The organism is Actinoplanes sp. NPDC026619 (genome assembly GCF_040638295.1).
Classification (GTDB): Bacteria; Actinomycetota; Actinomycetes; order Mycobacteriales; family Micromonosporaceae; genus Actinoplanes.
On the sequence record NZ_JBEZYA010000025.1, the window covers coordinates 21,308 to 43,298 of the forward strand.

Annotated in this window: 13 protein-coding genes; 2 read left to right on the plus strand and 11 right to left on the minus strand. The window is 66.9% G+C overall.

The annotated features are described in order from the left end of the window. Nucleotides 1-14: 14 nt before the first annotated feature. On the minus strand, nt 15-383 hold the full coding sequence (locus AB0E90_RS39610) for a restriction endonuclease (RefSeq protein WP_360417335.1): 369 nt from the start codon (nt 381-383) through the stop codon (nt 15-17). Nucleotides 384-389: 6 nt separating this feature from the next. On the opposite strand from AB0E90_RS39610, the gene AB0E90_RS39615 reads away from it, so the two are divergent. Continuing rightward, complete coding sequence (locus tag AB0E90_RS39615) at nt 390-1,322, plus strand: formyltransferase family protein (protein ID WP_360417337.1); 933 nt, start codon at nt 390-392, stop codon at nt 1,320-1,322. Here AB0E90_RS39615 and AB0E90_RS39620 read toward each other — a convergent pair. The 3 genes from AB0E90_RS39620 to AB0E90_RS39630 are packed head-to-tail and all read right to left on the minus strand — an operon-like array spanning nt 1,309 to nt 4,629. Continuing rightward, a complete protein-coding gene (locus AB0E90_RS39620) occupies nt 1,309-3,726 on the minus strand; it encodes a tetratricopeptide repeat protein (RefSeq protein ID WP_360417339.1) in 2,418 nt (805 codons plus the stop codon). The genes AB0E90_RS39615 and AB0E90_RS39620 overlap by 14 nt on opposite strands. A 29-nt stretch (nt 3,727-3,755) precedes the next feature. Beyond that, nucleotides 3,756-4,367, minus strand: coding sequence for a DUF6879 family protein (locus AB0E90_RS39625; protein WP_360417341.1), 612 nt, complete (start codon nt 4,365-4,367; stop codon nt 3,756-3,758). Next, the gene (locus AB0E90_RS39630; protein WP_360417343.1) at nt 4,360-4,629 is read right to left on the minus strand and encodes a hypothetical protein; all 270 of its coding nucleotides are present in this window, start codon (nt 4,627-4,629) and stop codon (nt 4,360-4,362) included. Before AB0E90_RS39630 ends, AB0E90_RS39625 begins: the two co-directional genes overlap by 8 nt. A 389-nt stretch (nt 4,630-5,018) precedes the next feature. Here AB0E90_RS39630 and AB0E90_RS39635 point away from each other — a divergent pair, with 389 nt between their 5' ends. Next, complete coding sequence (locus AB0E90_RS39635; RefSeq protein WP_360417345.1) at nt 5,019-5,438, plus strand: hypothetical protein; 420 nt, start codon at nt 5,019-5,021, stop codon at nt 5,436-5,438. Between the two features lie 47 nt (nt 5,439-5,485). On the opposite strand, the gene AB0E90_RS39640 is transcribed toward AB0E90_RS39635, so the two are convergent. Genes AB0E90_RS39640 through AB0E90_RS39670 form a run of 7 tightly spaced genes read right to left on the minus strand, consistent with a single transcriptional unit; the run spans nt 5,486 to nt 21,959 of the window. Next, nucleotides 5,486-10,837, minus strand: coding sequence for a hypothetical protein (locus tag AB0E90_RS39640; RefSeq protein ID WP_360417347.1), 5,352 nt, complete (start codon nt 10,835-10,837; stop codon nt 5,486-5,488). After that, nucleotides 10,834-12,429 carry a hypothetical protein gene (locus AB0E90_RS39645; protein WP_360417349.1) on the minus strand — a complete coding sequence of 532 codons (1,596 nt, stop codon included), beginning with the start codon at nt 12,427-12,429 and terminating at the stop codon, nt 10,834-10,836. Before AB0E90_RS39645 ends, AB0E90_RS39640 begins: the two co-directional genes overlap by 4 nt. Continuing rightward, nucleotides 12,429-16,502: a protein kinase gene (locus tag AB0E90_RS39650; RefSeq protein WP_360417351.1), complete on the minus strand. Its 4,074-nt coding sequence runs from the start codon at nt 16,500-16,502 to the stop codon at nt 12,429-12,431. Before AB0E90_RS39650 ends, AB0E90_RS39645 begins: the two co-directional genes overlap by 1 nt. Nucleotides 16,503-16,504: 2 nt before the next feature. Continuing rightward, on the minus strand, nt 16,505-17,917 hold the full coding sequence (locus tag AB0E90_RS39655) for a hypothetical protein (RefSeq protein ID WP_360417353.1): 1,413 nt from the start codon (nt 17,915-17,917) through the stop codon (nt 16,505-16,507). Continuing rightward, nucleotides 17,914-18,543 (minus strand): hypothetical protein, encoded by a 630-nt coding sequence (locus AB0E90_RS39660; protein ID WP_360417355.1) that lies wholly within the window; start codon nt 18,541-18,543, stop codon nt 17,914-17,916. Before AB0E90_RS39660 ends, AB0E90_RS39655 begins: the two co-directional genes overlap by 4 nt. Before the next feature lie 21 nt (nt 18,544-18,564). Next, entirely contained in the window at nt 18,565-19,803 is a 1,239-nt protein-coding gene (locus tag AB0E90_RS39665; protein ID WP_360417357.1) for an ATP-binding protein, read from the minus strand. 47 nt (nt 19,804-19,850) lie between these two features. Next, on the minus strand, nt 19,851-21,959 hold the full coding sequence (locus AB0E90_RS39670) for an N-6 DNA methylase (RefSeq protein ID WP_360417359.1): 2,109 nt from the start codon (nt 21,957-21,959) through the stop codon (nt 19,851-19,853). Between the last annotated feature and the right edge of the window lie 32 nt (nt 21,960-21,991).

Here is a 21,991-nt window from a genome sequence, read left to right on the forward strand (position 1 = left end):
GCCGGAAACTACCTTCAGTCCTCCGGCAGGTCGGGCTGGTCGATCGAGGCTGCGTTCTTCGGCCGCTTCACGCTAATGACAATGACGACGTCTTTCCCGGTGTACTTCTTGATCAGGAAGATCAGATTCTGGCCGTCGACGAACTGCATGCGTCCGTGCTCGTACGCCTTCTGGCGACCGCCGGAGGTGAACCATGAGGTTGTGACCAGGATTCCTCGTCCCGCCTTCTTCTCCTCCATGGCGCCGGCCAACTCGCGGATGTGATTGACCCCGACGACGTTTTGTAGTGCTTGGCCTGGATGATGGTGACCCCGCCGACGAACGGATCCGGGTTCTCGACCACAGCGACGACACCGTCGTCCTTGCTGGAGGCGGTGGTCCATCCATGCATGCCCATCCGCTTGAGCTGCCGCTCGGCCGCACTGACGCCATCGCTGGCCGATAGTGTCAGCAGCGTGACAGCTTCGATGCGCATTGCGCTCGCGACTTACGGGGCCAGGGAGTTCGCGGCCCTCCACGCGACCTGCGTTGCGGCGGGCCACGAGCCCGTCGCGTATGTGTACTGCCGCTCGATGAAGCCAAGGGGCAAGGTGGACGCTCGCGAGGCTGCGGCCGTTGGCCGCGTGCTTGAGGCAGTGCCGGCGGGCATGGATCTGTTGCTGCCCGGTACTGCTGAAGGACTTGCCGACGCGTTGGGCGGATATCGGCTAGATCTGCTGGTGGTCTACGGCTTCAACTGGAAGCTGCCTACGTCTGTGTTGCGCGTGCCCCGAGCAGGCGTCATCAATGTTCACTCATCGTTGTTGCCCAAATACCGAGGGCCAGCGCCGGTGCTGTGGGCGATCCGGAACGGCGATCCGGAGATCGGGTTGACGGTCCATCGGATGGATGAACAGTTCGACACCGGTCCGATTCTCGCTCAGCGGGGTGGGATCCCCTTGGCGGAGGACGTCACCCCGCAGGCGTTATGGGATCGGGTCAGCCCGGTTCTCGACGAGGTTCTCACTGTCGCGTTGGACAAGGTGGAGCGGGGGTTTCCCGGGATTCCGCAGGGTGACGCGGGTGCGTCGTACGCGGGGTTCGTGGAGCCTGAGTTCTCCGTGGTGGACTGGTCGCGGACCGCGGCGCAGGTGCACAACCAGGTGCGGATGTTCGCCTTCATGGGGCCGGAGCACGCTCCGGTCGCCGAAGTCGGTGGCCAGTGGTTGAAGGTGCTGCGGACACGGCTGGATCCGGCGGATGGGATCCGCGTCGAGTGTGCCGATGGGCCGATTTGGATTGTCGAGTCGATACCCGCGGAGCCGCCTGCTATCCATCGCTGAGTGCTTGGGTGATGCGCCGGCGTAGTGAGCTGGCCTCGGGGTCGTCGAAGTCTGCGAGTAGGGGAAGTGTCTGCTCCCAGCAGACTCTGGCCTCCTCCGGGGAGTTCTGCAGTTCGAGGGCGTCTGCGAGGTGTTGCAGGCATAGCGCCTGCCGCCACCGGTCGCCGAGTGCGCGATGGGTGGCGGCGGCTACCCGGTAGAAGTCGGTTGCGTCGGCGAGGCGGCCGAGCTGCTGATAGGCCTGGCCGGCGCCCTCGATCGCGAAGGCTTCGCGGCTGCGGTCGCCGAGTTGCCGCTGGATCGCGGCTGCCCGTTGATAGGAGACCAGCGCATCGGCGGGCTGCTCGGCGGCGCGCTGGACGTGACCTAGTTCGACCAGCCAGTGTGCCTGCCACACCTCGTTCTCGTCGTCCTCGGCGATGGTGAGAGCCTCATCGATGTCGGCACGGGCGCGGGCGAGGTCGCCGAGTCCGCGATGGGCCCAGCTGAGCAGGAACAGCGCGTTGCCCACGCCGAAGTGGTCACCGAGTTCCCGGAACACCGTCAGCGCCTCGTGGAGGATCTCGGCCGCGGCCTGCGGTTGCTGCAGTTCGCAGAGCGTCTCGGCGAGGTTGCTCTGCATGAGCGCTTCCCAGCGACGCTCGCCGAGGTCGTGGAAGATCGCCCGGCTCTGGTCGAAGAACGACCGGGCGTCCGCGAGTCGCCGGCGCCGCAGACTGATCAGGCCCAGTGCGTTGGTGGACTTGGCCTCCCCGAACCGGTCGCCCAGGCTCTGGCGGATGCTCAGCGCGGCGCGGTGGCTGGTCTCGGCCTCGTCGAGCCGCCGGGACTGGAAGCATGCTTTGCCGACGTTCTCCCACGCTTCGGCCTGTCCGGTGCGGTCACCGGACCTGGTGGCGGAGTCGACGCCGATGCGGCTGGTGGTCAGCCAGTCGTCGAAGGCGTTCTGGTGGATGTAGATGGCGCGTAGCACGGCGGCGAGCTGCCAGGCGAGGGTGTGCAGTTCCGCCTCGGCGGCGGCCCGGGTCGCGCCGACCAGGTTGGCGGCCTCGGTCTGGTACCACCGCAACGCGGAGGTGTAGTCGTCGAAGGCGAGCGGGTGCACGTCCGGCGGGACGGGCACGGTCAGGTGGTACCGGTCGAAGGGAGAGATACGGGACTGGGCGGCATCGGCGGTGTGCAGATACCAGCCGAGAACGCGTTGTAGCACCTCGGCGTGGGTGTCGGCGGGTTCGAGGAGGCGGACCTGATCGAGGGCGTACGCGCGGAGCAGGTCGTGGAACTGGTAACGGCCGGGGGCGGGTTGTTCGAGCAGGTGCGCACCGACCAGCACGTCCAGGTCCCGGCGTACGGAGCTGGTATCGGTGCCGGACAGGGCCGCCGCAGCGGATAGGCCGAATTCGTTGCCAGGATGGAGGCCGAGAAGGCGGAACAGTCGCGCCGCGGGCTCCGGCAGGGCACGGTACGACCAGGCGAACACCGTACGGACAGCGTCGGTGTCGTCCTCGCCGTCAGCGGTCAGCGCATCCCAGAGTCCCGACTCGTCGCGCAGGTCGGCGATGAGTTCGTCGAGCCGCATCATCGGCCGGCTGGCGGCGCGTTCGGCAGCGATCCGTAATGCCAACGGCAGCCGAGCGCAGAGCCGGACCAGCTCCACCAGTTCGTGGCGCTGGTCGTCGACTCGGTACCGTGCCGTCACATTTCCCAGTAAAGCAACGGCGTCGTCCTCCTGCAGGATGTCCACGCCGACCCGCAGGGCACCGTGCCGGGCGATCAGACCGGAAAGCCGGCTGCGGCTGGTCACCAGGGACAGGCAACTGGCCGTTCCAGGCAGGAGCGGCCGGACCTGCCCGACGGTTGCGGCGTTGTCGAGGATCACCAGGATCCGGCGATCAGCCAGCAGCGAGCGGTATAGCGATGCGCGGTCGTCCAGGTGAATCGGGATGGCGGTTACCGGCACGCCGAGGTCGCGGAGGAACCGGTCGAGCACCTGCTCCGGTGTGGCCGGCGTGCCGGGGTCGTAGCCGCGCAGGTTGACGTAGAGCTGTCCGTCGGGGAACTGGTGGCGGACCCCGTGGGCCCAGTGCAGTGCCAGGGAGGTCTTGCCCACCCCGGCCGTTCCGGTGAGGACCATGAGGGCGGCGGCCGAGGGCTCCTCGGGGTCCACGGCCAGAGCGTTGGTGAGGTGGGCAAGTTCGGCGTGCCGGTTGACGAATCCGCGGACGTCACCGGGCAGCTGCGACGGTGTTATCGCGAACCGTGCTTCTGTTCCGGGTTCGGACCGGTGGAAGTGCACACCGCCATGTACATCGCGGGCTTGCACGATATCGCCGGTCCCGCCCGCTGCCATGCGGTTGCCGTGCCACAGCGTCTCGTCCCGGTCGGCGGGTTCTTCGGCGGACATCGCTGTGTACCGGTCAGGTGAAGGGCTGGCTACGGCGTGCGCGGCGGCGGAAGGGCCGCGACGTTCTCGGCGAAGAACGACTCCAGCGGCTGGCCGATCTCGTACAGGTCCTGGATGAACCGCTGGCAGCGCGCTACCAGGTCACTGTCGGTGAACCTGCGCGCGGACTCCAGGACTCCATCGTCGCCGTAGACGGCCTGGTACATGACCGTCGTTCCGTGGGTGTAGATCTCCGGCAGTGGGGTCTCGCGTTCGAAGTCCGCGATCTGCTCGGCGGTGACCACGCGCACCTTCCCACCGTACTGGTCACGCATCCGCAGAATATGGAGCTCCCATTGAAGATAGGGGATAATGGGTTGCTCGACCACGCGGACTCGCCGATTGACGAAGCCGCATTCCTCAACCTTCCGGTAATACTCGATCATTTCAGAGCGCCCGGCCTCGATGATGCGCATCGACTCCCGCCAGTCGCCCTTATTGAAGGCTTCCCAGCTCGCATTTCCGGGCTCTTTGAAGAACTGCTGCCGCTCCAGTTTCCAAAAACCGGGTGCAGAAGTCGACCACAGATCCTTTTCGAAGTCGGCGTAGTAGGCGGCCAGCTCCAGTCGCTCGCCTGCAGCGCCCCCGAAGAGATCATGCATCCGGAATGTCCGCCTTAGCGGCGAGGATCGTGGCACGGGGAATCACGACCAAGCGCTCTCCCGGGTCGATACTGACACCGTCCGGAAGTCTGGATTCATACGATGCGGTCAGGTCCGCGCCAATGACGACGACATCACCGTTATCAAGTTCCCAGATATCCGGACAGCTTCCATCACCAGAGGTTTGCCCAAGCTCATGCGACGACTTACCCAAGCGCCGCAAGAATGAAGCCGAGGAATCAGCTTCCCATTTTTCAGCCATGCTTCCCCATATCACCCGAGGAAATTATTACTCTGCGTGACACTATCATGACGACCAAATGGGGGTCAAACATGCTGGCAGGCGGCATGACTCCACGAATGGGCATTGATGACCGCCCAAACCACTCACACACGCGGGCTATCCACAGCGGGCCTGATCGCAGAACTTCGATCTTGAAGGTCACCAACCACGCAGGCTGGCCGCCAGGTTGCCGCACCCCGACGCGGATCGCATGAGCCCGGTCGGGCAAGTCTCCAGCGTCATGATGTCGGCTGGAGCCTTCGCCTACAGTGACGCGTGCATCTACGCTCACGTACGTCGATGGTTTCGCGGGCGGGAAGACCACCCCGATCGGCGAAGCCTCCGAGCGAAGGAAACGGGGAGTCACGATGGCAGGCGAGGAGATCTTGGCCGCGGTCGCGCTGACGTTGGCGACCAAATCGTCCGAAGCACTGGCGGAGGGCGGCAGGGCCGTGTTCGCCGCGCTCGCCCGCCTGGTAAGGCGCCGGTTTCAGGGCGACGACGCGGCGCAGACGGCCCTCGCGGAGGCCGAGGCCGACCCATCGGACGACGCCCGCGTTCAATCGCTCCGCGAGGAACTCGCACGGGCTGCCGCCGAAGACCCCGCCTTCGACCATGAACTCCGCCGCCTCTGGCAAAATCTCACCGCCTACTCACGGGCCGACAACGACGGGGTCGTCAACAACCTCTCCGGTTCGGTGGGAGGCAACGTCGTGCAGGCCCGCGATGTCCAAGGCGGCATCTCGTTCGGAAATGTGAGCCCACGCGACTCCGAGACGAAACCCTGACGGACACCATCTGACGGTTCACCACCACGGGGCCGAATTGGCCCCGGCTACACCGCAGTCCTCGTATCGCCGCCGTGTCGGGTGACCCGTGGGCGAAGCGAAATTTTGACGGCGCCGCGGGTGAAGGCCGCATCGGTGGACTTGTTGGACCACAGGTACGCCTCGCCGCGATTGAGCGCGGCCAGCTTGGCCGGCGTCAGGTCGGCGAGTGCCGCATTGGCCTTCTGCAGGTGCTTCAGCCAGGCCGGCGACGTGAATCGATGCAGGATCACGTGGTTGGAGAGTTCGATGAGTGGGATAGGCACCGACGGTGGGTCTTGACTGGCGACAAGGATGCTCATGCCCTTGTGCCGCATCTCCCGGACACTCTCCACCAGGCCGTGCACCAGGTCTGGACTCTCGATGTACTTGTGTGCCTCGTCGAAGACAACAAGCTTGTTGAACCGCTCCCCCTCGGCCGTCGCCTCGGCGAAGAGTTCCATGAGCACCACGAACAGACCAAGCGCCTCGTCCTTCTCGATGAGCTCGTCGCGGAGGTCGACGATGATCAGGCGACCGGGCCGGACGAGATCCTGGACCCGGAAGCTGTCGTCGATGTAGTCGGCCGCGAGGTCGAGTCGCTGGTGGGCGAGCTGCTTGATCTGGTCGGTCAGCGTGGACTGGTCGATGCCGTCGCGGAGGGCGTCAAGCGTGAGCCCGGACCGGTTGGCCCGCATGATCCGGTTGAGTTGACGGATGTAGGTCGACTGGTTGCCGAGGGCGCCCATGAGGAAGCGCCAGTGGCTGGCCCGTAGTTCGCCGGAGCCGAACCTCAGCGGGTGAACCTCGATGGCGGGATATTCGGCGCGGCGTGTCTCGACCTGGTCGGAGGGCGTCAGCATGACCACGTCGGTGAGTGCGGCGGGCTCGGCCCCGTAGCGTTGCCGCAGGCGTTCCACCAGTTCCGCGTCGTCATTGGGATCGACCATGCTGGCGAACTCGGGGGTGTAGGTCAGCGTGGGGCTGTAGTGGAAAACGATGGTCGCCAGCGGCTTGGGGAGCCGGTTGAGCGCCGGAACCGGCAGCGACACGGCTTCGATGACGGAGCCGAGCGTGTAGCTCTTCCCACTGCCCTGCACCCCGAAGAGACTGATCGTGTGGGTCTCGTTGAGGTCCAGGGCGATCCGCTTGCCCATGGCCTCACCGATCACGCCGTACTGGGGTGACGGGCGCGTCGTGCCCACGAACACGTCCGGTTCTGTGGTGTCGGCAGCCTGTTCCGTGGCGACGGGAACGAGCGGCTGGACAGCCGCCGGGCGATCGGCAACGGCTGGCGGCTCCTCGACCGGTTCGGGAGCGTCGTTCGCCTCAGCAGGCGGTTGATCCGGTGGTACCGACTGCTCGGCCGGGATGTCATGCGACCGGGCCGGTGCCCGGAAAGCAGCCTCCGCAGGCCGCGGGACGGTGAGGTCGCGGCCGGACATGGCGGCGGAGGTCTGGCTCTCCGCGACGCCGGCAGCCAGCACCGGATCGGTCACGATCGCGTCGAGTAGCTCATCGACGAGGTCGCGGCCGATTCGGTGGAATTCCACGCCCGACTCGGTCTCGATGTCGGAGCCGGCACCGCTCAGGTCAAAGATGAAACCGGTACGGGTGAAGTCCAGCCGATAGCCGTCGTCGAGGTTGTCGAGCAGCCATTCCGCCTCTGCCGCCGGCCCCGCGGTCATGACGCCGTGCCGAACCGCCCGAGCGAGGTAGTGCCGCAACAGGGTGGCGAGTTCCGCGTTGCGTACCGTCCGGTCGGGCCGATCAGGCTTCAGGAGGTCGGGGTCGAAGCTGGCGCGCAGGACGGCCTCACTCCGGTCGAGCTGCTCGGAGATCTTGTCTCGAAGCTGTTGAACGTCGGCGATGCTGTTCAGTGCCGTATGGCATTTGACCTCGACGAGGCGGCAGGTGATCGTGCGCCGCCGTGCGTTCATACTGAACAGAGCAAGGTCGGTACGGTGCAGAGTGACGCTTTCGGTGATCTCGTCGGCTCGGCGCCGCGCCTCTCGATAGAGTTCCAGATGCGCGTCCAGCGGTACCAGGATCTGATCCTTCAATACGCCCTGGTAGTCCAGGTAGAGCCGGGCGATGGCCAGGCCGAGGACCTCGGTTCGCTGGTTCGGCGCGGTGGATGCGATCTTGAACGCGAGCCGCCCGGACAGCAGCCGGAGCTGGTCGAAGAACGTGCCCGCGTGACGCCGGTCGATGTGTACGCCATGCTGGTCCACCATCGGGTTGAGCATGGCCCGCAGCTCGTCGACCGATCGGGAGCTGACCACCAGGTGATGGTCGAGGCCCGCATCGCCGTCCGGGGCGTAGTCGATCACATAGGCGGGGCGCCGTGCGCTACCCGGGCTGTCGAAGTATTCGACGCCGAGGGTGCGGTCGACGGTGATGACCCAGTCGCTGCATCGGTGGGCCTGGTGCAGTAGGGCGGTGTCGTCGGCGTCGAGGCTGAGTGTGATCCGTGGAACGCGTCCGAGGCCGGGTTCGCCCGTGGTGACGGTCGCGGTTGCTGCCGCAATCGTCGCGGGTAGTGCGGCCAGCAGGTCGGTGCACTCCTCCGCGCCGGGCAGGTCACGGGCGTAGCCGTGCCGGGGTTGCTTATGCCAGGCGATGTCCGTGTCGGTGTCGACGAACCGCACTCGCATGGGTTGGACGAGACCGTGAACCGGCACGGGTACGGGCTGCTCGTCCTCGCCGACGTCGAACTGTTCACCGGTGAACGCGTCGAACAGGATGGTCACGTGGGCGCTGTGGTTGCTGGTCGCCGAGCGGTACTCAGCCAGCGGCCGGATCGCGACCGAGAGTTTCGGGGTGAGAGCAGTTGCCGACGGTACGGCGAAGACCTCAGCTTCAGCCGTGTTGCTCCAGGTGCCTCGCAACAGGTCGGCCAGGGCCTCGCCGACACCTGGGGTCTGCGGGTCCGCGGCGAACAGCCGTAGGTCGTAACGCAGCCGCTTGGTCGAGGGGCGGCGTTCGAGTTCGAGCAGCGTGTCGGCGAGGATGTCGCCGCGCCCGGCGTTGATCGCGCACACCACCAGCGTGCTTACGTACGGGTGCATCCGCAGGTAGCGTTCGAGCCGGTCGGCCAGCTTGGCGGGTGGCACCGTGCCACCGGCGGCCGGCCCGGCGTTGACCTTTAGCGCTTGGGCGAGATCCATCAGCACGGTTTGCGGGTCGTGGGTCTCCGACGGAAGGCAGACACCCCAGTACGGGCTGAGGTTGGCGGCCGCCATGGTCAGGCGTCCGTCGCCGGCCACCACGGTCAGTGGGAACCCGGTGGGTTCGAGTTCCAGCAGTGTGTGGCCGGCGGCGACGAGGGTGGCCGGGTCGGCCGCTGCCGCGTCCGCCAGCCACGCGTTGCCGAGTTCGGCCCAGGTCAGCAGCCACAGCAAGCGCAGTGGATGGGTGGGGGCGACGAGCGTGAGTTCCCGGCTGGTGCCTGCGGCGTCGCGGTAGTCGACCGTCACCGTGTCGACGCGGAGCAGCGAGGTGAGGTCGCGCAGTGCTCCGGCGGCGGACTGCTGGGCCCGGTGCAGGTGCCAGGTCAGCGCGGAGGCGTACGCCTGGGCGTAGGCGATGACCGGTTCACGAAGGGTGAGCAGGTCGCGACCGGCCAGGATCATGTCGTCGGTGCCGGTGATCGCCTGGAAAACCGCCGTTCGGCCCTGCAGGAGCAGGGCTGTTGACTCGTCATGGATCGCGGGAAGGCCGCCATCCGACCTGTGGATCTCCACCGGGGTCTCGGCCGCTACGGTGATCCGCAACGGAAGCAGTCGTTCCGGTGCGGCGAGGATCTCTCGCTCCAACTCGCCGAGGACTGGGCCGACCTGGATTTCGGCATTGCCATACGATCCGAAGCCAGCCTGGAGACCGACGCGGTCCCGGCCTTTCCAGGACACCGAGCGACAGGTGATGTTCTGCCCGTCCCGTCCGTCGGCAAGCGCCGCGAACTGCAGTTGTCGCAGCACCTGGGTGACGCCGGCGCCCTTGGTGATCTGTTGCCGAGTGGGCGGCTCGTCCAGGTCGTCGCCGTCGGCGACCACGTAGAAGCGGTCACTCTCCTCCGGCGGGTGACCGCCGGGCTCGGTCTCCTCGGCGCGTCGCCCGCGTCGTTCGACCGTCGGCAGTTCGACCCCCGCCGCATCCAGCGGCAGCACCCGCACGTAGTGCCAGCCCGGTTCCAGGTTGGCGGCGCGCAGCTTGCGCAGTTTGGCCTTGTACGGGTCGCGGGCGGTGGTGGAGACCTTGACCGTGGTCTGCACGCCGGCCGGACCGGCTTCTTCGGAGACCAACTCCACCACGAACCGGACCAGGCCGGTGACGGTACGCGGATCGGGTTCGACCCGGAACGTGACCGCCAGTTCCGTCTGGCCGGAGCCACCGGCGATCAGATAAGGCTGGCCGGCGACGCTGCCCAGCACGGCATGGCCGGCGTGCTGTGGCTGGCTGCCCGCCAGGGGCAGGTCAAGTTCGCCGATCCGGATCGTGACGTGCTGGACTGGTTGTTCGTCGGGAAGCGGCCAGCGGTGGAAGGCGAGCGGCCAGTTGGCATGGTCGACGACGATCGGCCGGGTCCAGGCTCTCGGGTCATCCAGGCCGGTGCGGGTCAGGAAGTCCGCGAGCCGGGACCGGAAGCCTGAATCGGTGAGCCGCAACGCGATCACCCGCTGGCGTACGGATCGGTCCGCGGTGTTGAGCGTGCGGACTGCGGCCACGTTGCGTTGCACCCGCAGGTGCACGGTGGCGGGGTCGGTGAAGAGCTCGAAGTCGGGGATCAGGCCCAGTTCGAACAGCGCCGCTCCGGCGGCCGGCCGGTCATAGTCGTTGGCGGCAACGGTCAGCAGGTACCGTGCCCGCTCGGCGGCACCGGCCGGACGTGCCGCGTGTTCGTCGAGCGCGGCGAACATCTCGAGCAGATCGTGGCGCAGTTCGTCCGGCATGTTCACCAGCAGTTGCGCGATCAGGTCGGGGTAGACCTCGCCGAGCGTGACGTCCTCGAAGGTGGCTACGTCGAACGAGTCCTCGGCGCTGACGTGCACCCCGGGCGGGAGGAAGACGAGCAGCGGCGGACGCAACCGGTCCTGGGCATCCGGGTTGCGCAGCTCGACCAGCTTGGTGCTGGTCACGGCGACGTCAGCGGTGACGGTCGGCGGCTGGCCGAGGACGTGTACCTGCGCCTGATCGCCGACAGCCTCGCGTAACCTGCGACACAGCCGCTCGGCCAGCGAGGCCGGTACGTCGGTGACCCGGGCGCAGTGGCCCACTCCACGGGCTGCCAGCAGGCTGGACAATCGCGGGACGAGCACTCGTTCGAGAGCCTCGTCGAAGTCGGCGTCGGTGATCTCCCGCAGCCCGGTGCTCGTGCTCATCGTGATGGTCCAGCCGAGTTGAGGAGGTATCGGGGCGTGATGGTCTGGGTCAGATACGCGTCGGACAGGTCGCTGTAGAAGCCGATCTCCCGCAGTTTGGCGACGAAGGCCGCGCGGTTGGCCCGCAGCGCGGCCTGATCCGTGAGGGTCGGCGCGCCGAAGCCGTCTCCCGGCGGCAGCCGGTCGATGTACAGGCCATAGGTCTCACGGAGCTCTTCCAGGAATTCGTCGACTCGGAGCGGCTCTGTGCGCAGCAGGCCGTGGCCGTCGGGCCGCAACAGGGCCAGCTGCAGCAGAACCTCCAACAGCCGGCTGTCGAAGATGAACCGGCGTTCGCCGCGGCGCGGCTGGGCGATCATGGCACCCGGGCGGTTCTTGAGCATCAGCGCGTCGAGGCAGTCGGTGAGGTACTTGCGGTGGAACGCCACCCGGCAGCTCGAAATGATCTCGATGTAGGTGGTGAACGCATCGAGTTTGAGCCCCACCAGGTCGGCGATCGCCGAGTCCGCGTCCTCCTCGGACTCCTGCACCGCGTCGAGCACCCGGGGCAGGCGAGATTTGGCGAAGGCTTCCCGGTCGGCGCGGTATCGGGGTTCCAGCAGTTGCAGTAACTCGGGTACCCCGAACACCCCGTCGGCCGGGCGACGGCGCTTGTTCGTCCGCACCAGGTGCGCGGCCAGGTCGTCGAGCTTGCGTACGGTGAAGGTTCCTTGGATGAATTCGGGCATCCGCGCGTACCAGTAGTGGGCGCTGCGCTCGGCCAGCGCGGCCACGGGCGTACCGGGAATGCCTGCCACGTCGAGGAAGAACCCGCACGCGGGGTCACCGGTCTGCCCGGCGATGCGCTGCGGTAGCAGCCGCATCAGCCGCAGGTGGTACCGGGCGAGGTGGAACGCGAACAGGATCTTCAGGTGCTCGACGAGCACCGACCGGGGAATGACCTCCTGGTGGTATAGCAGCCGGATGAGGTCGGTCACCAGCAGCCGTGCCGCTTCCTGATCCAAAGGCGGGTAGCCGTACGCGGCCTTGCCCTCCCGGTCGGTGACCTTCTTGCGGAGAATCTGGGCCAGGTTGATCAGCGCTTGGGTCTCGACGTCGACCGTGACGCCCGTGGCCGGTGTCTCGGTACGGCCGTCGACACCGGCGAAGAAGAACTGTTTGAGGTCGTCCAGCACCCGTGCCCCGCGACCACCGGGCTCGTGGCGGATCATCCAGTACAGCTGATCGTCGGCCCCGTAGGGCCGGGAGCGCTTGCCCGCCCGGTACCGGTAGGCGAATCCGTGCAGTGGGCGCAGCCCAGCCACCGCCTGCCCCGGTCGCCCGCGGTTGACCAGGTCGAGCAGGTTGGTCTCCAGCCAGCGGTAGGTCATGGCCGGGTCGAATCCCTGGAACTGGTCCTGGTTCTCCAGGATCTCTTTTACGTAGGCGTCGATCGGGATGCCGTCCGGCTGGCCGATCACCACGCTCGGCGAGCCGCGGAACCACAGCCGTGGCAGCAGCCCGGTCAGCACCCGGTCCATGTCGAGTTGCTTGTAGTCCAGGAAACTCACGCCGGGGTGACGGAACTCCCGGTCCTGACGGTGCAGTCCCATCACGCCTCCGCGGCCGGGCCGGTCAAGGTCTCTGGGGTGTCCATCACCAGGACACCGCCGTCGGCGATCCGAATCCGGCGCACGTCGCGGCCGGCCACGGTCAGCAACAGCTCCTGGTACGGGGTGGCCGACAACTCGTTCTTGAAGATGGTCAGCCCCAGGTACAGCCCTTGCTGCTCGGCTGAGCTGGGCAGATGCCCGTTGCCGAGCCGGAACAGCAACTCGAACAGGTCCAGCCTGATCCGCAGCCGGGCCTCGTGGCCGCCGGGGCCATGATGGCTGAGAACCAACTCTTGGCAGCCGCCTTCCAGGTAGGCCGAGGCCGGGCCACCGGCCGGGCGCAGGCGCAGGCTGTCCGCCGAGAACAACCGATAGCTGCGGACCGTGCCGCCGGGAACCGTCCGGACCTGCAACGCGAGCGCGCCGCCGGAGACCGCCGAACCGGAGAGCCCTTCACCCCGGTTGATCGCGGTGATCAGATCGGGCAGATGTCCTGGCACCCGCTCCGGGTGGGCGAGCAGCTCGGTGAAGGTCCGCGCCGACCGGTACGGCAGCATCCGGGCCGAACGTTCCTCGTCCACGCATTCGAAGTAGAAGCGGCGGCGAGCCGCCGCCAGATATCGGCGGTGCACGTCGGTCTCCGCCGGGTTCGCTCCGGCACCACGCGGCAGCCGGGCGAACGCCTCGTCGAGCAGCCGCTGGTCGTAGTCGCCGCGCTGGTCGACGGTCATCAGGGCGCGTCCGGCGTCGGGACCGACGTAGTCCAGCCGCCGGTCCAGGGCCGGGTCGGCGACGGCGGCCACATCCAGCTGCGCCAGTAGTGCCAGGAGCCGGTCCCGGCCACCGTCCGGGCCGATCCAGCTGTTGAAGTAGAACCCGTCGAGGATCGTGTCGCTGTCACCGCGCGTATACAACTGATGGATCTGTTCGCAGTCACGGCCGGAGGTCAGCAGGAACGCCAGCGCGGACCCGACGTCACGCATGGTCAGATGCTGCACCCCGCGCAGAGCGGCGACGGTGAACAGCATCCGCAACCGCCCGGTGATTCTGGGGCCGACGCCCTCATTGGCCAGCGTCTGCGCGTTGTGCCGGGCGTAGCACGTGGCGGCGAGCGGGCATCCTGCGCACCCTTCCCACCGGGCCGGGTCGGTCATCAGAGTCAGCAACCGGTCGAAGACCGGCAGCCCGAACTCCTCGGACTCGGTGAGCAGGCTCCGCCTATTCAGGTTGATCACCGCGACCGGACCGTCGTCGGCAGTGCCGCCCAGACCGACGCGCACCCTCGCCGCCAGCGCGGGGAAGCGCTGTTCGTGGAAGCTGACGAAGTCGACCAGCCGGCCTTCGTTGATGGCCATCAGCCGGGTCTCCCCGGCGTTCCCGGCAAGCTCGGTCCCGGCGTACGGCGCGAAGAAGTCCAACAGCACCTCGTCGTTGGCGCGTTCTCCCTCGTCCTGGCTGCCGTCGTGGTTGGTGCGCAACCAATGGCCGTTCGCCAGGCGCAGATCGGCGCCGTTGTCCCGGTATACCGGCGCCTCGGCGCCGCCTGCTTGCGCGTCGCGCAACAACTGCTGCAGGTACGCCGTCTTGCCGTCGCCCGCATTGCCCGTGATGATCACCAGCCGGTAGCGCCCGGCCAGCACCGCCTCGGTCAGCCGGGTGTCCAGTGCCGTGGGCACATAAAGGTCGAACGGCCGGGCGCCGCTGCGAGTGCCTGCGTTGCTGCCGGCGCTCTGGCTGTACAGCGAACTGAGGAAGCTGACGAAGGAGTTCTCCCCCTGCTGCGCCACTGGCACCGTGACCGGCGGCAGGGTAGCCGGCTTCACCGGTCGGTGTACCCGGTCGCCGATCGACCGGAGGGCTGTCAGGAACTCGGCCGCGTCCGCATACCGCTCGCTACGCCACGGCGCGATGGACCGGAGCAGGACGTCGATCAGCTCGTCGGAGAGGTTGGCGAGGCCGGCGTAGGTCCGCGGATCGACCGCCTCCTCACCGGCCGCGCGCCGCACACCGTCACCGAACGGCCACCGCCCGGTGAGCAACTCGTACAGTGTGACGCCGAGCCCGTACACGTCGCGGTCGACCAGGTCCGCGACCGTCACCCGGCCCAGGGAGTAATCCGGTGGGGCGTACTGCGGGGTGCCGCCGACCTCGGACAGGCTGTCGCTGGCTCGGGTTGCCACGTTGAAGTCGAGGATCTTGCAACCCACGTCAGTGTGCAACAGATTGGCCGGCTTGACGTCGCAGTGGAAGATGCCTTCACCGTGCAGGTGGGCCAATCCCTCCGCGACGTCGACGCCGAATCGCACCACATCGGCCGGACCCAGCGCCCGCTCGGCTACCAGGGCCTTTCCGTCTCGTCCTTCGAGGTGTTCGAACACCACATAGGGCACCTTGCCCAGCTCAAGGTAGTCGGCGTCGCGCACCACCACGATGCTGCGGTGCAGCGGCAGGCTCAGGAGCAGCTTGAACTCCCGCTTCAGCCGCTCGACCACCGACTCGGTGCCCCGGTGAACGATCTTGACGGCCCGCTCCTCGTCGGCCAGGTTGTCGTAGACCCGATACACGGTGCCGAATCGGCCCGCCCCCAGTTTCGCCCGGACCTGGTACTTCGGAGTCAACTGATGCCCCGACGGCAGATGCCCGTAATCGACCGCAGCCGGTGCCGGGCGCGTCACACCGGCAGCGATCCGGGCCAGCCGCTGCAATTCACGTAGGGCATCCGCTGCCGACGGGCGAGCCGACGGCGCCAACGAACACATCCGGCGCAGAAGCGCCTCCACCGGCGGATCCACCCCGGCGGCCGACAGCGCTGAGTCCGGCAGGACGCTGCCCCGGCGGAATTGGTCCGCCGACGACGCGAACGGCAGCTCCCCGGTGAGCAACTGAAAGCCGATCACCCCGGCCGCGTAGACGTCCGAGGCACGGCTCATCGCCTGCGCCCGGTTCTGGCACTCCGGCGCCACATAGGCCGGGTCGAGCGCGTCGGTCAGGCCACCGACGACCGTGTAGTCGCGCGCGCCTTCCGGGCGGGCATAGTCGAAACCGGTCAGCAGCGCCCGCCCGGTGTCACTGGAGACCAGCACCGCAGTAGGGGTCAGCGCCCGGTGCAACACCGCGTAGGCATGCGCGTGGGCCAGCCCGCGCATGACGTCACCCAGGATCCGTAGCTTCGCGTCGGCGCTCAGCGCCTGCCGTGGATCCTTCAGATGCACGGACAGAGCCTGCCCCCGCGTGTCGTCGAGGACCAGCACGAACCGACTGTCGTCGTCGGTTGCGAAGAACGTCCGGCGCCCCACGATGAACGGGCTCGGCGGCAGCTTCGCCAGCACCTCGTACGCGTTGGCGATCTTGAGTCTCTGAGTGGCGCGTTCCCGTTCCGGCAGCAACGGGTTGGCCCGGTACACCCGCAGCAGAACCGTCTCGTCGGCTCCGGCCACCGCGTTGCGCGCCCGGTACTCGGTGACCTCGTCGTTGCCGCCGAGCCGCTCACTCACCACCCAGTCACCGAACCGTTGCGGCCCGGTCGGGCGGCGGACCGTGCCGGTGAACGCCTGAACGATCGCGGCCTGATGCTGCCGGACGTCGCGCGCCATCCCGGGCCGCACCCGGGACACGTCACCCAGCGCCGGGATCAACCCATCCAAGTCGATGACGTGCAGCGCGTCCGCGTCGTCGCGGTCACTCGGGTCGACCAGCCTGGCCTGCGGGCCGACCAGCGCGACGAGTTGGTCGACGTAGACCCGCGACAGCGCGGGCTGGTGCTGGGTGAGCAGGCCCTTAACCGCGCGGGCATGCGCCCGCAGCTTGCGTACGGGTGAGGCGAACGAGTCCCGACCGGCCGGATACCAGCGGGTGCCGGCGACGTCGATACGCCCTCGGGTGCCCTTCACGTCGACCAGGCAGACACCGCGGGCGTTGACGACGACGAGGTCCACCTCGTAGCTGTCCCCGTGGACCGGGATCTCGACGTTGTGCAGGATGATCCAGTCGTCGGGGGCGTGCTCGGCCAGGTGCCGCAGCACCAGACGCTCGGCGTCGTTGGCCGGGGTTCCCCCGCCGACGATCTGGGCCATCGCTACCGGGCCGCCTCTCGCACCGCATCATCCAAGAGCTTGAAAGCCTGATCCTCTTTCTTATCAGCCTCATCTCGATCTCGATACGCCGCCCGCACAGTCTCCGAGATCCGCTCCCGGTCACTCGGTGTGCACTCCGGCACCGGGATCTCCGTGCGAAGCACCTCGTGGATGTCCTGCTGTTTTCCGCCGGTGGCAAGCGACCGCAGGATTCGGAACGCCGCCTCCGAGCGCAGGAAGGCGAAAAGGTATGCACCGGAAAATTCTGGATCGCCCGATACTATCCTCAGGAAATGCTCGGAGAAAACGTATTTTTCAATCCAGCTCCCGGCAGCGAAGACCGGGCGGCAGAATACTTCACCTTCACCCAGCGTGCCTTGCGACGCGATCAGTACCGTCTCGTTGACCGCCTTGACGGCCCTCTGCTCATCCTCAGACATCAAGATTCGGCGCCCTTCGGGCCTGAGCCAGAATCCTTGACGCTGCCCTACTAGCTGGACGCCGTTTTCGGAATCGCTTTCAACACGCTTGAAGCGGTTTCCCCGCGCCAGGCGGCCATCTCTACAGATGTCGCCCATAGTTCGGTGAGGAATTTCTGACAACCGCGAGAGGATCTGACGTGTACGAGGCGTGAAGTTCAGCGCACGAATCGTCATCGGAGTCAGCCCGCTGACGCTGAAGTTGATGTCGCGGGGCTGGTCGTGCCAACGAAGGTCCAACAACTCGGGGATTCCCGCCGACTCGAAGAGGTCCCGAGTGGCGGCGCTGACCTCATCCTCGAACCGCTGACGTAGCTTCATCGCCTCGCCGATAAGGGCATCGATCTGCGATTCTTTGAACTCGCCGATCCTGGGCACCGGGATATCGAGAACGTGGCTCGGCTCGAGATGTCGCACGCTGGTGCCGTAGACACCACCTTTGATCATCGAAACTCCCAACGATCCTGCAAGGAAGGTGTAGAGGTAGCCCGCAGGGATTTTCTGCGTGTCAGGAACCACCCGCATGACATCCTGACTACAGGCGTAGCCTTTCATACTGAGCCTGGAATAGGTGACACGCCCAGAAGTCATTCCTGAGCAGGTAATCAGTGTCCAACCAGGCTCCAATGGCAGCTTCGCGTTCTCAGCGACAGACTTCTTTGTGATCATTTGCAGGTTGGAAAGGTCTGCTTGAAAGATATCCGCGCTCCCAAGGAAAGGAACGCCGTGCTGTGGGTCGGTGGTCCACTGACGCCGGAAGCGTCCGGCGTGAAAGATACGTTCGGTGACCTCGCCCAATAACTGGGTCCGGGGGTAATGCTGGAGAAGCATCCGCGCCGCATACGCCTCCGAGACATACGGTCCCGGGTCAAGGCGGAAGCCCTGGTTGGCGAGCCAGCTGGCGCGTACCGGGTTGTCGAGGGCGGCGATTTTCACAGGGTCTCCTCGGGAAACCAGTCACGCAGCGTGTCGCGAAGCTGGAGGAATGCGGGATCGATGCAGTTCTTGACGGTCACCCGGCCAGCCACCCGGTGGAAAACCGCCTTCGAGGTGTCGGCGCGATGGCGCCGGCGCAGATGTTCGAGCGCCGCCTTCGGGTTACCCGGCTTGGCCTGGCCCGCGGGCCAGTGCCCGCTGACAGCGAGGATGTGCCGGAAGTCCGGAGGGCAGCCGAGGGCGCCCGCGAGGTTGGGGTTGTCCTGCCAGAGCCAGGCCTCCAGTTCGGGGTCAAGGACGACCACCGCATACTCGTCCCACTCCAGGCTGACGTTCTTACTGATCCGGTCGTGGATGTTCTTGACGCCGGGACTGCCCTCCCAGTCGTTGTCGAGCATCACCACGGCATGCCGATGGGTGGCCACATATGGTCGCAGCAGCTGGTGGGCGAGGCCGTACACCTCCGGGTCGCGGCGGGAGGCGACGACGATGTCCGTCGGCTCGACGGTGAAGCTCCCACAACCGAGCCGGCGGTGGCTCGCCGGGTTACCGAAGAATCCGCGGACCGTCTGTTCCATCGAGCCGTCCGCGACGAGGAAGACGACGTCACGCTTGTCTGCTGGCATGACTCCCCTGGGTGAAGGTCGTTACGAGAAGACGCCGGCCGCGAAGAGGGTGCCGATGTCGATGTTGCCCTGCCATTCCCTCAGCTGGGGGTGTTGGTCGCCCGGGATGACAGTGACGGCGCCGTCGGCGCCGATCCGGGCGGCGAGCACGTCGCTCAGCTCGGTGTTGGCAAGCACGATGGGCGACTGGGTGGAGACCAGCACCTGCCCGTCGTAGATCGAGGACAGCGACTGCACCACGGTTTCGATGGCCCGCGGGTGGATGCCGTTCTCCGGTTCCTCGGTGGCCAGCAGCCGGGGTATCGCTGAGGTCGGCAGATATGGCAGCAGCGACAGCGCGAGGATGCGCAGCGTCCCCTCGGACAGCCCGGAGGAGGTCACCCGGTATCCGCCCACGTAATTGACCGCGAAGTAGGCGTAATGGTCCTCTTCGCGTTCGATCGCGGTGATATCGGCGACCTGCGGCAGCGCCGTGCGCACGTGGTCCACCCAGAAGCGGAACCGGTCCGGATCGGACTTCTGCAGATTCAGGGCGAGCCACGGGGTGTTGCGTCCGTCCGGCAGCAGCCGCACCGGGTCGCCGGGTGGTGCCGCCTCCCGCATCGAGTCCCAGTCAGGGTTGTAAAACACCACTCCCTCGCGCAGCAGCTGGCCCAGCCACAGCGCCGCGGGGAACAGTTCGGGGTCGGCGAGTACCGCGCCGAGTGCCAGCTGACCGGGCGGTACTTTCAGGTCGGGTATGCGCGGCCCGCGGGTCGTGGTCTCCACCCAGAAGCGGGTGGGTTCGCCGGCACCGGGCCGCCGGATGATCACCTGCCCGTTCTTGGTGCGCTTCTGCGTCAAGGACTTGCCCTGCAACGGGACACCCGGCTGTGGCCGCGGCCCCGTCTCGGAGAAGAGGAACAGGTATTCCTCCACGACGCGCAACTCGTAGTTGAACACCTCCAGGCGCACCTCGTACCGAAGGTGGGTGGGGGTGTGCTCGGCGAGCGAGGGCGCGCTGCGCCCGGCCATCAGGTTTTCGATGTCGGCGGGCAGCCGGGCCTCGATCGAGAACATGAGCGACTCGCCGTGCCCTTGATGCAGCAGCTCGGTGAGGGTCCGCGCCCGCGGGACCCGCCGCGCGGGCTGCGGACGCAGGAACGCGTCGGCCGCCCGCTGCTGCCCGAGCAGGTCCCCGAGCAGCACCGGGATGTCCAGCAGGGTGGTCTTCCCTGCGCCATTGCCCCCGGCCAGCACGTGGTACCGGCCGAAATCCACGCTCAGCTGTGGAAAACACCGATATCCATACGCTTCGACGCGGGTGATCATCGTGGTGCTCCCGGCTCGGGGTGCGCCTCGCGGAACTCCCGATACTTCTGGGCGATGACCGGCAGGTCGTTGTCGACGGCCTTCTCCCGACGAGTGATCCGCCGGACGGTCGCCACCCCGTTGCGCCGGATGTTCTCCACATATTCCTTGGGCTCGAGGATCACCTCGCCGTCCGGCCGGCGCTTGTACACCGGGTTGCCCCGGCGATCGAAGCCGACCTTCTCGGCCACCGCCATGAAGACCGGGTAGTCCACCTGCTGACCTAGGTCGGCGGCCATCCGTTCCTCGCGGGTCTTGCGCTTGAGGAACAACAGCGACGTCAGGATGTTGACGTTGGCCTCGTGCACGAACGTCTCGACCGGCAGTTCCACGCTGGCAAGCACCCAGCAGTTGTCCAGGATCCAGCGGCGGATCCCCTCGTCGGACGGTCCTGGATTGGACAGGATCCCGTTGGGCAACACGACGCCGAGCTTGCCGCCCGGCTTGACCCATTCCACGGCGCGCTGGATGAACAACTGCTCCGGCGACATCGCGGAGACCCGGCTTCCGGGAGTGGCCTCGACCACGCCGGTCTCCTTGTTACGCGACCACGGCTGCGCCACGCCGTCGCGGTAGTGCTCAAGGATCTCCTGATCTTCGATCTTGATATCCGTGCCGAACGGTGGGTTCGTCATCAGGATGTCGACCTGGCCCAGCGGAAGCCGACGTCGGGCCTCGGGCACATCGGGCAGGTGCCCCCCGGGGAAGGCCAGCGAGTCCATGTGGAACACGTTGCCCGTCACACCGGTGAGCAGCATGATGCTCATGCTCGTGGCACGGACCAGGAACGGGTCGAAGTCGGCCCCGAACAGGTGATCCTGGACGTACGCCGCGAGCCGTTCCTGGTGCGTCTCGAGCTGTTCCTCGGTGTCCGGCAGCCCGGTGGTGCCCTCCTCGGCCTGCCACTTCTTGAGCAGGTGCCGCAGCGTCGCCCGGAGGAAGCCGCCGGTGCCGCAGGCGGGGTCGAGGACAACGTCGTCCTCCCGCGGGTCGAGGATCTCCACCATCAGGTCGACCGCGCCCTGCGGGGTGAAGTATTGCCCGCGGTCGCCGCGAAGGTTAGTACCGACGAGTTCCTGGTAGGCGATTCCCTTGGCGTCGATGTCCGTGCCGGCCAGGTCGTAGGATGCGAGCTCACCGACGATGAAGGCCAGTGCCCGGTCCGACATCGTGATCTGGTCGCGCTCGGTGAAGAGCGGGTACAGCTTCTTCACCTCAGTGAAGAGCTCCTTTATCCGCTTGGCGATCTCCTCGCGCCCCTCCTTGTCGAACGGCTCCTTGGCCTGTGCGTAGAAGCGCCGCGGCACACCCAACCGTCTGCTCTGCCGCTCGTCGTACACCTTGGCGAAGATGACATACAGGAACTGCCAGAAGGCGGCGTCCTTGGGCAGGCCCTCGTTGCCGTGCACGTAGTTGTGGCAGCGCCGGAACGCCGTCTTGAGCATCGCGGCCTCGCCGCGCCGCAGCCGCGCGGCTGAACCCAGCGTGCCGCTGAGGCTTTCGTGGCTGACCGGCCAGTCGGCCCGGTCGTCGAACTCGACGCCGAAGGTGCTGGTCTCCCGGTGCAGGAAGAAGAAGTCGATCCCGTTGGTCCACATCCCGTACTGGGCGTTCGGCGTCTGCGCCTGACCGAGCAGGTCCTTGAGGTCGTCGAGGTCTTTTCCAGCCTGTTCGAAGGTTCGGATCTTCGTGACCGCCCGGCCACTCTTGGGCTCCGGCTTGCACACCACGACTCGCTGCAGATTGGCCAGCGTGTGCTCGCTCCCGGGCGCGAACACGACAATGTCCGCCTTCTTCGTGCTCCGGCGGCGGCCGTCGATCGACACCGGGATGGGGAAGTCACGCTCCATGTCGTCGACGGAGACGCCATACTCCAGAAACAGCGCACGAGCGATCCGCTGCCGGACCCCCTCGTTGCCTCGCTCCTTAATCCGACGGTCGGTGATGTAATCGATGATCTCGTCTTCGGCCAGCGCATCGTCGTCGGCTGCGGCGCCGGTCTCCGCCTCGTCGGCCGCGTCGTCCTCGAGGTCGAAAAGCGTGTCTACGCCGTTGTCGTCCGTCATCGTTCTGCGCTCAGCCTTCCCATGTCACCACC